The sequence below is a fragment of the Kribbella sp. NPDC002412 genome (assembly GCF_053592935.1).
This window is the reverse complement of sequence record NZ_JBSFBL010000038.1, coordinates 82,069-95,401: the sequence shown is the minus strand read 5'-3', so window position 1 is coordinate 95,401 and position 13,333 is coordinate 82,069. Positions and strand designations below refer to the sequence as shown.

At 69.7% G+C, this 13,333-nt stretch carries 11 protein-coding genes and 1 pseudogene; 3 read left to right on the top strand and 9 right to left on the bottom strand.

Translation table 11 applies throughout. The features are described from left to right. Both ACWCOV_RS27625 and ACWCOV_RS27620 read left to right on the top strand, forming a co-directional pair. Positions 1-186, top strand: a pseudogene (locus tag ACWCOV_RS27625) (hypothetical protein); the annotation flags it as partial. Between the two features lie 30 nt (positions 187-216). After that, on the top strand, positions 217-858 hold the full coding sequence (locus tag ACWCOV_RS27620) for a permease prefix domain 1-containing protein (RefSeq protein ID WP_449832218.1): 642 nt from the start codon (positions 217-219) through the stop codon (positions 856-858). Here the strand turns inward: ACWCOV_RS27620 and ACWCOV_RS27615 are convergent. Further along, positions 838-1,164, bottom strand: a complete 327-nt coding sequence (locus tag ACWCOV_RS27615) for a PadR family transcriptional regulator (RefSeq protein ID WP_360478197.1) — start codon at positions 1,162-1,164, stop codon at positions 838-840. The two genes, ACWCOV_RS27620 and ACWCOV_RS27615, sit on opposite strands and share 21 nt — an antisense overlap. 78 nt (positions 1,165-1,242) lie before the next feature. On the opposite strand from ACWCOV_RS27615, the gene ACWCOV_RS27610 reads away from it, so the two are divergent. Next, positions 1,243-3,393, top strand: a complete 2,151-nt coding sequence (locus ACWCOV_RS27610; RefSeq protein WP_449832217.1) for an MMPL family transporter — start codon at positions 1,243-1,245, stop codon at positions 3,391-3,393. Between the two features lie 3 nt (positions 3,394-3,396). Here ACWCOV_RS27610 and ACWCOV_RS27605 read toward each other — a convergent pair whose 3' ends face one another. The 8 genes from ACWCOV_RS27605 to ACWCOV_RS27570 all read right to left on the bottom strand — a co-directional run bounded on the left by ACWCOV_RS27605 (position 3,397) and on the right by ACWCOV_RS27570 (position 13,321). Beyond that, positions 3,397-4,521: an N-acetylmuramoyl-L-alanine amidase gene (locus ACWCOV_RS27605; RefSeq protein ID WP_449832216.1), complete on the bottom strand. Its 1,125-nt coding sequence runs from the start codon at positions 4,519-4,521 to the stop codon at positions 3,397-3,399. 40 nt (positions 4,522-4,561) lie between these two features. Next, the gene (gene trxA, locus ACWCOV_RS27600) at positions 4,562-4,879 is read right to left on the bottom strand and encodes a thioredoxin (RefSeq protein WP_449832220.1); all 318 of its coding nucleotides are present in this window, start codon (positions 4,877-4,879) and stop codon (positions 4,562-4,564) included. Between the two features lie 41 nt (positions 4,880-4,920). Next, positions 4,921-5,904 (bottom strand): thioredoxin-disulfide reductase, encoded by a 984-nt coding sequence (gene trxB, locus ACWCOV_RS27595; protein ID WP_449832215.1) that lies wholly within the window; start codon positions 5,902-5,904, stop codon positions 4,921-4,923. Between the two features lie 141 nt (positions 5,905-6,045). Further along, positions 6,046-6,801, bottom strand: a complete 756-nt coding sequence (locus ACWCOV_RS27590; RefSeq protein ID WP_449832214.1) for an anti-sigma factor family protein — start codon at positions 6,799-6,801, stop codon at positions 6,046-6,048. Positions 6,802-6,924: 123 nt separating this feature from the next. Beyond that, a complete protein-coding gene (gene sigM / locus ACWCOV_RS27585; protein WP_449832213.1) occupies positions 6,925-7,623 on the bottom strand; it encodes an RNA polymerase sigma factor SigM in 699 nt (232 codons plus the stop codon). Then, on the bottom strand, positions 7,620-9,260 hold the full coding sequence (locus ACWCOV_RS27580) for a protein kinase family protein (RefSeq protein WP_449832212.1): 1,641 nt from the start codon (positions 9,258-9,260) through the stop codon (positions 7,620-7,622). The genes sigM and ACWCOV_RS27580 overlap by 4 nt, the downstream gene beginning before the upstream one ends. Before the next feature lie 103 nt (positions 9,261-9,363). Beyond that, positions 9,364-11,010 carry a murein biosynthesis integral membrane protein MurJ gene (gene murJ / locus ACWCOV_RS27575; protein ID WP_449832211.1) on the bottom strand — a complete coding sequence of 549 codons (1,647 nt, stop codon included), beginning with the start codon at positions 11,008-11,010 and terminating at the stop codon, positions 9,364-9,366. Beyond that, positions 11,003-13,321, bottom strand: a complete 2,319-nt coding sequence (locus tag ACWCOV_RS27570) for a hypothetical protein (protein ID WP_449832210.1) — start codon at positions 13,319-13,321, stop codon at positions 11,003-11,005. The genes murJ and ACWCOV_RS27570 overlap by 8 nt, the downstream gene beginning before the upstream one ends. Between the last annotated feature and the right edge of the window lie 12 nt (positions 13,322-13,333).

Here is a 13,333-nt window from a genome sequence, read left to right as displayed (position 1 = left end):
GGCGGCTACATCAACCACTACCTGGACGGCACGATCTGGCCGGAGGGCGCGACCCCGACCGCGGAGAAGGTCGGCTTCGCGCTGGTGGTGATCGGGTACGTCGGCTTCTTCGTCCTGCGTCATCGCCGTCGTAAGGCGGCCGCGCAGGCCGATGTCAGGGGAGACTCAGTGGGACCCCGGACGTGATCCGGACGGTCCATCCCCATACTGGAAGGCGTGTCCAGCACTGTCGACGAGTACCTGACCGGACTGAGCCGCGCACTGCCCGGCCCGCGCCGGCGCAAGGCCGACCTGCTGGCCGAGGCGCGGGACCACCTGACCGACGCGACCGAGGCCTTCGAGGCCGACGGTCTCGACCGGCACAGCGCTGAGCGCGAGGCAGTCGCCGACTTCGGCGACCTCGACGAGGTTGTGCCCGGTTACCGCGCCGAGTTGGCGGTGAGTCAGAGCCGGCGGACCGCAGTGATGCTGTTCGGGGTGCTGATCCTGCAGCCGATCGTCTGGCAGGAAGGCATCTGGAGCTGGAACCGGGACCCGGTCCAGGAAAGCGCGCTGAACGACTTCCTGCAGACGCTGGTCCGGAGCATCGGCATGGTGACGATCGCCGGTGCGGTCCTCGCGGTGATCGCGGCCGGCATCGGTCTGCGTTACCCGATCGTCCGGGAGCACCTGATCCGCACGACCTCGCTGTTCGCGATGGCGAGCTCGGTGGTCATCAGCATGATCGGGGTCGGGATGGCGGCGAGCAGCGCCACGGTCACCCCACTCGACTTCGCCGTCGTCTCCGGCTTCGTCGTACTGCCGCTCGGCGTCGTCGGCCTGCAGGCCCGGCGGGCCTTACGCCTGGCCCGGGCGTAGCACGCCTTCCACCACCGCGCGGAAGGTCAGCCACTCCTGCTTGCCTGAGGCAAGCATCTTCTGCCCGGCCGACGTGAGCTGGTAGGTACGGCGTTTCCGCCCGCCGACCGTGCTCCACTCGCTGGCCAGGTAGCCGGCCCGCTCGAGCCGCCGCAGCGCCGGGTACAGCGTGCCGGTCGGCAGATCGAGCTCGCCGCCGCTGCGCTCCAGCAGCGCCTCCATGATCGCGTAGCCGTGCAGCGGCTCGTGCTCGACGACGGCCAGGATCATCGGGTCGAGGTGTCCACGCAGCGCATCCGCCTTCATGTAGCCAGTCTACTCATATGTCTGTTACTGTCGATAGGCAACATGTAGCGAATCTACTTATTAAGGGAGGCGCAAGCCATGACCGTGGACACTCCAGTACGACGACAGCCCGGGAAGGAGGGTGGACGCCCTGGGCTGCTGCACCGGGTGTCCGGCTGGTCGATGCGGCACGCCGGCATCGCCGTACTGCTCTGGGTGGTCGCCCTGGTCGCCGTGACGGCGGCCTCGAGCCTGATCGGCGACGACTACCGCAACGACAACTCGCTGCCCGGGACCGACTCCCAGCGGGTGACCGACATCTTCCGCGAGCACCAGCCGCAAGGCGACACCGCGTCGGTGCAGATCGTTCTGCACGCCGACGACGGCCTGGCGGCCGAGAAGCAGCGGATCGCGTCGATGCTCGCGGTCGTCGGCGACCTCCCGCACGTGGCCTCGGTGGCCGACCCGTTCACCGCTCCCGGATCACTGTCCCAGGACGGACGGACGGCGTACTCCACCGTCGGACTCGATACGACGGTCGAGGAGATGCCGATCGAGGACGTGCGGACGATCATCGAGCGGGCCCAGGACTTCGGCCAGCCCGGCCTGCAGGTCGAGGTCGGTGGTGACCTGGCCCGGTCGGCGGCCGAGAGCGAGGGCGGTGCGGCCGAGGGCGCCGGCATCCTGGCCGCGCTGGTGATCCTGGTGTTCCTGTTCGGGTCGTTGCTAGCGGCAACACTTCCGCTGCTGACCGCGGTGTTCGCCGTCGGCGGCACGCTAGGCCTGCTGGTGCTGGCCTCGCACCTGTTCACGGTGCCCGACTACACCGCGCCGGTGATGATGCTGGTCGGTCTCGGGGTCGGTATCGACTACGCGTTGCTGATCTTCTCGCGCTATCGCCACGAGTTGCTGAAGGACGAGACTGACCGCGCGACCGCTGCGATGACTGCTCTCGATACCGCCGGCCGCTCGGTGATGTTCGCGGGTTGCACTGTGGTAATCGCGCTGCTCGGTCTGCTTGCGCTCGGTCTCGGCGCGCTGCAAGGCGTCGCGCTCGGTGTCACTCTGACCGTGCTGATGACGATGCTGGCCGCGGTAAGCCTGCTGCCCGCGTTGCTCACGCTGTTCGGCAAGCGGATCGAGAAGAGTGTCCGCAAGCACGCTGCGAAGAAGCGTCGTACGCCTGGCGACGGTTGGCGGAAGCTGGCGGCTGTCGTGCAGCGGGGTCCGTGGGTGCCGCTGGTGCTCGGGACGGTCGCGCTGATCGCGCTGTCGCTTCCGGCGTTGGACATGCGGCTCGGGTTCGCGGACGCGGGGACGGATGACCCGGCCAAGACCAGCCGGAAGGCGTACGACCTGCTGGCCCAGGGCTTCGGGCCCGGTTTCAACGGCCCGCTCGTGATCGTGTCCGAAGGAGATGCGGCCGCGGCTCAGACGCTCGGCCAGACGCTGCGGAAGGACCCGAACATCGCGGCCGTCACTCCGCCGCAGCTGACACCTGACGGAGAGGTCGCGACGGTACTGGCGTTCCCGAAGTCGGCCCCTCAGGACGCGGCGACCAGCGAGCTCGTCGAGCGGCTGCGTGACGACACCCTGCCGGCCCTCGAGTCGCAGACCAACGCGACGTACCTGGTCGGCGGTGCGACCGCGGCGGCCGACGACTTCGCCTCCGCGGTCAGCAACCGGCTGCCGATCTTCGTGCTGGTCGTGGTCGGGCTGTCGGCCCTGCTGCTGATGGCGGTGTTCCGGTCGATCCTGATCCCGCTGAAGGCGGCGGTGCTCAACCTGCTCAGCATCGGCGCCTCGCTCGGCGTCATCACGCTGGTCTTCCAGCAGGGCTGGTTCGGTGCGCAGCCCGGTCCGATCGAGGCGTTCGTCCCGGTGATGATCTTCGCGATCGTGTTCGGGTTGTCGATGGACTACGAGGTCTTCCTGGTCTCCCGGATCCACGAGGAGTGGCGGCGGACCAAGGACGCCCGGGAAGCAGTGCGGGAAGGGCTGGCGAACACCGGCAGTGTGATCACCGCGGCGGCCGCGATCATGATCGTGGTGTTCGGCGCGTTCCTGCTCAGTCCGGACCGGATGCTGAAGCAGTTCGGGCTCGGCCTGGCGACCGCCGTACTGCTGGACGCCGTGCTGATCCGGTGCGTGATCGTGCCGGCCGTGATGCGCCTGTTCGGCAACCGCGCCTGGTGGCTCCCGCGCGGCCTGGACCGGGCGCTGCCGAAGATCGCGTTGGAGAAGGAGTAGCCGTCAGACGGTGAGTTGGCCGAAGCGAAGCATTCCGGTGGCCGCGTCCTGGTCCGGCGGGAGGTAGACCCGCTGGATCGCGACCACGATCGCTTCGGCCACCACGTCGCGGAAGGCGGGGTCGGCCAGCCGGGCCGAGTCGTGCGGGTTGGTGACGTACCCGATCTCCAGCCGGACGGCAGGCATCTTGGTCCGGCGGAGCAGGTCCCAGGTCTTGGCGTGCGTCCGGCAGTTCAGCAGGTCGGTGCGCGCCACGATCTCGCGCTGCACCAGCCCGGCGAACTGCTCGCCGACGCTGGACGAGGCACCGTGCAGGTCGTTGCCGTAGAAGTACGTCGCGACGCCCTGCGCCTCCGGGTTCATCGACCCGTCGGTGTGCAGCGACACACAGAGGTTGGCGTCCGTCTCGTTGGCGAACGCCGCCCGGGCCAGCTCGTCCGGCCCCTGATCCCGCCCACGCGACAAATACGCGCGTACGCCGGTCGCGCCCAGCCGACCCTCGATCCGGGCGGCCAGGTCGTACGCGACGTCGGACTCGCGCAGGCCGAAGCCCTCCCAGCCGTAGTCGAAACCGCCGTGGCCGGGGTCGATCACCACGGTCTTGCCGGACAGCCGTGGACCCGCGGCACGGACCGCCTCGGAGGCGCGCAACGCGTCCGGCCGGCCGCCGGTCGCCATCGGCTTGATCCGCTGCAGCGCCTTGAACGTCGACGGGCCGCAGGTGCCGTCGGCCGGCAGGCCCATGTTGCGCTGGAAGTCGGTGACCGCACGCTGGGTGTCCGCACCGAAGATGCCGTCGATCCGGGCCACCGCGAAGCCGAGCTCCTGCAGCTTCGCCTGCAGCGCCAGCACGTCGTCACCGGTCAGCGGGTGCGAGACGACGTACGTCAGCAGCCGGTCGCCCAGCCGCCAGCGCGCGTCGTCGATCGCCCGGTAGGTCTGCGGGCCGACGATCCCGTCGATCATCAGCCCACGTTGCTGCTGGAAGCCCCGCACGGCGTGCGCGGTCGCCTCGTCGTAGACGGCGTGACCGCCTTCCAGCAGACCGAGCCGCTGGAGCTTGCCGATGATCTCGGCGACGGCCTCACCGCTGTCGCCGATCCGGTACACGCCGTGGGGGCCTTCCATCAAGTGCTCCTTGCCGTGTGGCGGACGGGTGTCCAGTCGTTCAGGAGGTGAAGTCGGCCAGCTCCTTGAGCAGCGCCGCCTTCGGCTTGGCGCCGACGATGGACTTGGCCAGCTCACCGTTCACGTAGACGTTGATGGTAGGGATACCGGTGACGCGGTAGTTGCTCGGGGTGACCGGGTTCTCGTCCACGTTCATCTTCAGGAAGGTGATCTTGTCGCCGTGGTCCTGGTTCAGCTCCTCCAGGATCGGGGAGACCTGGCGGCACGGCCCGCACCACTCGGCCCAGAAGTCCACCAGCACCGGCTTGTCGCTCTTCAGCACGGTCTGGTCGAACTCGGCGTCGGTGACGGCCTTCATCTTCTCGCCCACGGGCGTATCTCCTTCAGTGATTGTCAGGGTCAGACGGTGACAGGCTCGGTCGCCGCGGCGGCGGCCGCGGTGGCCTCGTGCTCGAGGGTGGCCAGGAAGCGCTCGGCGTCCAGGGCGGCCGCACAGCCGGTGCCGGCGGCGGTGATCGCCTGCCGGTAGGTGTGGTCCACCAGGTCGCCGGCGGCGAAGACACCGGGCACGTTGGTCTCGGTGCTGCCCTCGCGGACCAGGACGTAGCCTTCCTCGTCCAGGCGCACCTGACCCTTGATCAGCTCCGAGCGCGGGTCGTGCCCGATCGCGATGAACAGGCCGGTCACCGGCAGCTCCCGGGTCTCACCGGTCACGGTGTCCCGCAGGGTGACGCCGGTCAGCTTGTCGTCGCCGTGGATCTCGGCGACCTCGGAGTTCCAGGCGAACTCGATCTTGTCGTTCGCGAACGCCCGGTCGGCCATGATCTTGGAGGCGCGCAGCTCGTCGCGGCGGTGGATCAGGGTGACCTTCTTGCCGAACCGGGTCAGGAAGGTGGCCTCCTCGACGGCCGAGTCGCCGCCGCCGACCACCGCGATCTCCTGCTCCCGGAAGAAGAAGCCGTCACAGGTCGCGCACCAGGACACGCCGTGGCCGGACATCCGGTCCTCGTCCGGCAGGCCGAGCTTGCGGTAGCCGGAGCCCATCGCCAGGATCACGGTCCGGGCCCGGTGCTCGGTGCCGGCGGAGTCGGTGACCGACTTGATCTCGCCGGTCAGGTCCATCGAAACGATGTCGTCCGGCACCAGCTCGGCGCCGAAGCGCTCGGCCTGGGTCCGCATCTCGTCCATCAGCGCCGGGCCCATGATGCCCTCGCTGAAACCGGGGAAGTTCTCCACCTCGGTGGTGGTCATCAGCGCACCGCCGGCGGTCACCGAGCCCTCGAAGACGAGCGGCTCGAGCCGGGCGCGCGCGGCGTACACGGCGGCCGTGTAGCCGGCCGGACCGGAGCCGACGATGATGACGTTGCGGACTGAGTCGCTCATGCAGGCGTTCCTCGTGTCGTCGAGACTGGTACGTCGTACTCAACGGATCCTAGAGGCCGACCATTCCCCCTGACCGGGGCGGTGGGGTGGGAATGTATCAATACCGTACCCACCGCCGGGCCGCGTGAGACCAGCGACATCTCAGCGATTGCGCAGTGTCACATTGGTGTCGTAGACGGGACTGGCTACCCCACCCGGATCGCTACAGCCGGTGACCACGAAGAGCTGGATGTCACGAGGGGAGCCGCCCTGCAGGCCGATCAGGATCGACCGGCGGCCGTCGACCTTGACCGGCTGGACCAGCTGGACGTTCGGGTTCGGCCGGCCGGAGGCGAAGGTCCGGGCGCAGGCGACCTCGGTGGGCGTGCCGTTCAGCAACGCCCCGTTGGACTTCTCCAGCCACCGCTGGGCCTCCGGACCGACGTCCTTGGTGGTCATCGTCGGCACACCGGTCGGCAGCGCGGCGGTCGGGTTCGTGGCGTCGCTGCCCTGGTCCTTGGTGGCGAACACCACACCGACGCCGATCGCCGCCACGAGCACGACGCCGGCCGCCGCGGTCAGCAGCTTGGGGATGTGCCGGTGCGGCTCCTCGCGGATCTGGACCAGCGAGTGCACGCCGACGGTGGACGCCCGCAGCACGGACTCCGAGACGATCACCTGGTCGAGGTGCTCGGCGACGTCGGCCGGCATCGGGATGTCCGTGCGGCCCTCCTCGGCGAGGTCCGCGGACAACTGGGTCAGCGCGTCGAACGTCTGCTGACACTCCGGACAGGCCTTCACATGCTCACGAGCTCGATGCGCGTCGGGCGCGGGCAGCAGGTTCTCGATCAGGTCGGCGATGGTGTCCGTGTCCAGGTGCTCGAGGTGCTCACTGGTCGGCAGACCGGAATCGGTCATCGGGAACTCGCCCCCTCACGGGAGATGCCCAGGATCGGGCGCAGAGTGATCATCGGAATACTCCGGGTCGAGGCATGAAGGCTAGGTCGCAGTTCGGCGACTCCGCTTCGACGGAGTACCCAGTCATTCGGTTCCCACCGCTTCGGCGGCGGTTTTCTGCGGTACGTCGGAGTCGTCGGCGCCGGCCCGGGTGGTCTGCCAGTGCCGGAGCAGCGGCAGCAGCCGGGCCCGGCCGCGGGCGCAGCGGCTCTTCACCGTACCCGGTGCGCAGCCCAGGATGGCCGCGGCTTCCTCGATCGAGTAACCCTCCATGTCGACCAGGACGAGGGCGCTGCGCTGGTCCTCGTTGATCTGCTTGAGGGCGTTGAGCACGTCCAGCCGGCGCTCGCGGACCTCGGCCGGGTCCTCCTCAGCCGGCCCGGCGAGCTCGGCGGCGCGGTCCTCGTCCTCCGGCAGCGGGTCGGCGGCCCGGACCTGGCGGCGGCGGATCCGGTCCAGGCAGGCGTTCACCACGATCCGGTGCAGCCAGGTCGTCACCTTGGCGTCGCCGCGGAACGAGTCGGCCCGCCGGAACGCCGAGATGAACGCCTCCTGCAGCGCGTCGGCGGCCTCCTCGGGCTCGCCCAGGGTCCGGATCGCGACCGCCCACATCCGGTCCCGGTGCCGCTTGACCAGGTGCCCGAACGTGTCCGGGTTGCCGGCCACGTGCAGCCGGAGCAGCTCGTGGTCGTCCATCTGGTCGTAGCTCACCGGCCCAGCATGCCCTTCCTGCTGGGCGACCGGCTCTGCCGCGCCGATCCGGGTGACATCAGGCGAGGTCATTTCTGGATTGTGACCTCCGAGATCTCACCGCGATACCCGTTTCCGGCCTTCGGCAGCTTGGTCAGCCAGACCAGCACGTACTGCGTCTCGGTCGGCTTCGACAGCGTCAGCACCGAGGTCCCCGCGGGCTGGTCCTCCTGGTTCGCGACCGAGGTCCAACCGCTCACGGCGGACGGCGACTTGGTCGTGTCGCCCTTCGGCACCATGATCTCCAGGTCGGTCCCGTCACCCTTGAGTGCGACCGCCACCTTGGACACGCTCGTCGAGGCGCCCAGGTCGTAGATGATGCCGACGCCGTCCTTGAGGCCACCGAGGTTCGGCTTGTTCCGGTACGTCATGGTGTCCCAGGTCGTGTCGGACTTGCCGTCGAACGTGTTGCGCACGTCCTCCGGGTGCTCCTCTTTGTCGCCCTCGGGGTCGAAGTCCTTGCCGCTGACGATCTTGACCGGTCCGGCCGTGGCCGACGGAGGTGCGCTGCTCTGCGGAGCGGTCGACTTCCCGGCGTCGTCCGACCCGCCGGTCCCGTCGTTCAGGCCGCCCTTGAGCAGGAACTGGGCCATCGCGATCACCGACAGCAGCGCCAGCACGGCGAGGAGGATCAGGATCCGGCCACCCCACGAGCCCTTCGGCTTCGGCTCGTCCCGGCGCCGGTGGCCGTTGCCGTTCGACGGCGGTGGCGGCTGGCGGCGGGACGGCCGGGTCTCGGTCGGGGCCTGGTACGCCGACTGCGTCTGCTGACCGTTGGACTGGTACGCCGGGGGCGTCGGGTCCAGCGCGGGCGGCGTCGGCGGGACGACCTGGGTGGCGTCGTCGATGCTGCCGTTCTGCCGGGCGATCGCGACGGTCTCGTCCATCTGGCTCGGCGGCTCGTGCGAGCTGCCGACGACACCGGATAGGGCTGCGGACAGGCCCGCCGCGCTGGTGATCGGCGGCGCATGGTGCCGTGGCGGGTCGCTGAGCAGTCGGTCGCTGATGTCGTCGAGTGACCGCGGGACGCCGGCGCGCACTTGGCGCGGGCTCAGGAGCCGCCCGTGCTCCACCGGAGCGGGCTGCAGCCCCCAGGCGGGTGCAGGACCTGGCCAGCGGCCAGTAAGAGAGGCATAGAGCAGCTCACCGAGGGCGCGGACGTCCTGCTCGGGCGAACCCGGGCCGGTCGAGCGCAGCGCCGCCTCGGTGGCGAGACCGACGACCTTGATCGCTCCGGCGTCGGTGACCACGACGGTCGCCGGGCTGATCGAGCCATGGGCGAGGCCGGTGCGGTGCAGGTTCTCCAGCGCTTCGGACACCTCGCGGGCCAGCCACCCGGCCTGCTGACCGGTCAGCGGTCCGCTGCTGAGCATCCGCTCGAGCGGGCGGCCACCGGCCCACTCGCGGACGCAGTAGGTGACGCCGTCGTGCATGTCGCAGTCGAGCACCCGCAGGAAGCGCGGGTCGGCCGCCGCGGCAGCCCGCCGCGCGGCGTCGAAGAGCAGGTTGGTCCGCGGGTCGCCGACCGGCAGGACGTCGACCACGACGGCCCGGCTGAGCACCTCGTCCACGGCTCGCCACACCCGCGCGCCGTCGATCTCGGCGAGCAACTCGGCGATCCGGTAGCGGCCGGCCAGCAGGGCACCAGGACTGACAGTCTGGTTCGACACGTGTCTCTCGCCCTCTCCTTGGTGACCGGCAGCCTGATCGCAGCCCCCATGCTAGTGCCCCCGTCAGCTACTGACGTGTGCACGAGTGCACAAGCGGATAGGTTCAGCGGCGACCTGGGAGTTTCGATGTGACCATCGACACGACGTCGTTCACCTCGTGGATGCGCAGTACCCGTGCGATCCCGGCGTACACCGGGAGCATCACGAGCGCAGCGACCGCGAGCTGGAGCAGCGCGCCCACCGGTCCGGACCAGTCGACCGCCGTGTTCAGCAGCCAGAGCGCGCCCCGGCCGACGCCTACCGCGAGTACCGCGGCGATCACCATCGCGAGCAGCGGCAGCCCGATCCCGGCGCCGTGCACCCGGGGGACCTTGCGGCGCAGAACCGGACGGGAGATCAGTACGGCGACCAGGTAAGCCAGCGCGTACGCCCCGCCGAGCACCACGCCGCTGAACCGGAGGTGCGCCTCGTCCAGCAGCACCCGCACCCCGATCACGGCGGCCGCGATGTTCGTCGCAGCGATCACGCACTGCAGGAAGAACGGTGTCCGGGTGTCCTCGAAGGCGTAGAACGTGCGCAGCTGGAAGTACTGCACGGTGAACGGCACCAGGCCGAGCGCCAGCGTCATCAGCGTGTACGACATCAGCGTCAGGTTGTTCTTGCCGGAGCCGTACCCGGCGATCACCGTGACGATCGGGTAGGCGAACGCGATCATCGCGGCCGCCGCCGGGACCACGATCGCCAGCGTCTGCCGGATCGACCGGGCCGCGAGCCGGCTCACCTCCGTGACGTCACCGTCGGCGGCGTACGACGACATCTGCGGCAGCGCGGCCGTGGCCAGCGACACCGTGACGATGCCGTGCGGCACCAGGATGATCAGCATCGCCGTGCTGTACGCGAACAGGCCGGCCTTCGCTCCCGGGTCGTCCGAGGCGCTACCCGCGATGGCGAGCTGCGTGACGATCACCAGCGTCACCTGGTTGACCGCGACGAACAGAACGGTCCAGATCCCGAGCCGGGCGGTGTGCCCCAGCCCGGTGCCTCGCAGCCCGAACTTCGGCCGGTACAGGTGCCCGCTCGCGCTCAGATAGGGCAGCAGCACCAGCAGCTGTACGGCGATCCCGACCGTGTGCCCGATGCCGAGCAGCAGCTCCTCGCCGTGGCTGTAGGTGGGCGGGTTGTCGCCGGTGCGGTAGACCAGTAGGAACACCACGATCGACGCGCAGGCGACGATGTTGTTCGCGATCGGCGCCCACATCATCGGGCCGAACCGGCGCCGTGCGTTCAGCACCTGGCCGACCAGCACGAACGCGCCGTAGAAGAAGATCTGGGGCAGGCAGAGCCGGACGAACATGATCATCGACGCCCGCTCGGACGCCCGCGACGGGTCGTTCAGCTCCTTGGGCATGTACAGCTCCGCGATGAACGGCGCCAGCAGCACGCAGCCCACCGTCACCACGGCGAGTACGACGAAGCCGAAGGTCAGCAACCGGTTGGTGAAGTCCTGGCCGCCGTCGTCGTGGTTCTTGATCGCCCGCACCAGCTGTGGCACCAGCACGGTGTTGAACACCCCGCCGGCCAGCAGGATGTAGAGGCTGTTCGGGATGGTGTTCGCGGCGGTGAAGATGTCGTTGCGGAGCGCCGAGCCGATGGCGGCCGCGAGCAGGGCGATCCGGACGAATCCGAGCAGGCGGGACAGCACCGTTCCGGCTGCCATCACCGCCGCGGATCGCAGGGTGCGGTCAGCCATCCTTCGAACCGACTCCTTCTTTCAGGGAGGCGTCCGCCGCGGTCTCGGGGACGGTGTCCGGCACCTCGGGCTCGGGGTCGATCGGCGCGGGGTGCAGCGGGTCGGCAGCGGCTCCGGCAGTGGCTCCGGCAGCCGGCGCCGGATTGCGCCGCTCGGTCCGGATCCGGCGGTAGATGCGGACGAACGACGTACCGAACAGCAGGGCGCAGGCGGCGCCGACCAGGATCCAGCCGACGCTGCCGTACTGCGCGGCCTCGATCACCAGCTCCTGCGACTGGCCGACCGGGCGCCCGGAGGCGGTGATCACCTGGGCGTTCGCCCGGATCAGGCCGTTCTGCTCGGCACTCGCCTCGATCAGGTACGTCGCCTTGCCCCGCGGCGGCAGCACCTTCGTCTGCAGCGGCTTGATCCGCAGGTCGGTCCGGTTCGCCGGCGTCACCTGGATGCCGACCCGGATCGACTCGTCCAGCTTGTTCGAGATGGTCAGCGGGAAGGTGCCCTTGCTGCCGGCCAGGTTGACCTTGATGATCTTCTGCTGGTCCTGCTCGCTGGAGTTGACCAGCTCCACCTTGGCCAACTGCTGGTTGACCGACCCGGTCTCGATCGCGGTGAACTGCCGCGCCTCGTCGGCGAACCCGCGCCAGCCGTTGGACGCCGAGCGCAGCCGCGCGCGCTGGATGTTCTCGTCCAGGTTGTCCTGGTCGGTCAGCAGGTTCCGCAGGGTCAGAGTGGCGTCGTTGAGCCGCTTCACGGCGTCGACCTGGCCGCTGGTGAGCGACGGGTTCGACCGGGGTGCGTTCGGCGCCTTGGTCGTCAGCGGCTTCGTCGTGGCGGCGACGACCTGGTTGAGGTCGGTGGTGGAGATCCACGGCAGCGCGAGGTCGCCGGCGATTGCCGCCGTCGCGTTGCCGTCGGCGTCCCAGCCTCGCGGCGGCAGCGCGACCACCGACACCGGCGTGGTGCCGCCGCTGGCCAGCAGCGCGGTCTCGGCGGCGAACCGCTGCCGGACCTGCAGCGGGCTCTCGGCCGTGCCCGGGTCCGGGCCGCCGGAGGTGAGGGCCGAGTTCGCGATGACGGTGCGAACCTCTTTCTTCGGTCCCTCCGGCGTGAGCACGTTGTAGACCGGGGACGGGGTCAGGCTCGGCCGCTCGCCATTCACCCAGGCCGAGCTGCCGACGAGGTTCAGGTCCGTGTCCCGGGAACCACGGAAGCCGGACGAGGCCGCGGCCAGGTACCGGCTGCGGGCCGCGCCGTTCTCCAGCCACAACCCGTTGGTGAAGGCGGCCGGGACGGTCGAACCGGGCGGCGCGAGGTTGTACTCCTCGCTCTCGGCCCGGGCTTCGCCGACGATCTTGCTGACCGCGTCCGGGTCCGCCGGGTCGCTGGCGTCGATCAGGCTGGCCACGTCCGGGTCGCCGTACGGGAGCAGGACGACCTGGTTGCCCCGGACCCGGCTGGCGTCGAGTTCCTTCAGCCAGGCGGCGACGACGGACTGGCCGGTGCCCGGAGTGGTCTGGTTGTCGTCGCCCACGACGACGTACCCGTCCTCGATCCGGCGGGCCTCGTCGAGCATCGAGGGGTCGACGAGCCAGGTGACCTTGTGTGTCTTGCCGAGTGCAAGCAGCCGGCCGAGCGGGCCGTTCGGCGCCATCGACTGGGCCAGGGAGTCGTTCGCGAACCTGGTCCCGCCCAGTTGGGTCGGGCGATGGCGCAGCGGGATCACGAGCGCGGTGTTCACCTTGCGGGTCAGCGGTTCGGTGCCGATCACCGGCATCAGCGTCCGGGCCCGGCCTGCGGTCACCCGATCCTTGTTGTCCTCGTCCGGCTGTCCGCGGAACACGACGCCGACCACGTAGACGCCGGTCTCCTTGCTGATCCGCCATTCGCTCCACGGCACGGTCAGGGTGAACTGCACCGACGCCTTGGGTGCCAGCGGCGCGCCGAACTGCTGGAACGTGCCGGACTCGAACGTAGTCATCCGCTCACAGCTGTCCAGCTCGCTCGTCGGCACGTCCTGCTCGGTCGGGACGGCGGCGATGTCGGCATTCGTGGCCAGCCGCTTGCGGTCGATGCACGCCAGCGCCTGCGGGTCCCGGAACGTCGTGTCGCTGGTGTTCGTGACCCGGCCCGTGATCACCACTTGCTGGCCGGGAGCGGGCGCGACCGGGCCGAACGAGTCGATGGTGACGTCGACCACGGGGTCCTCGACCGGTGCCGCCGACGACGGCGCCGTACCGAGAACCGCTGCCGACGCAGCGATCAGCAGGCCCGCAACCGCCGCAGCGGAGAGCCTCAGTCGCCGTCTCAACACGCCGTCACCGTA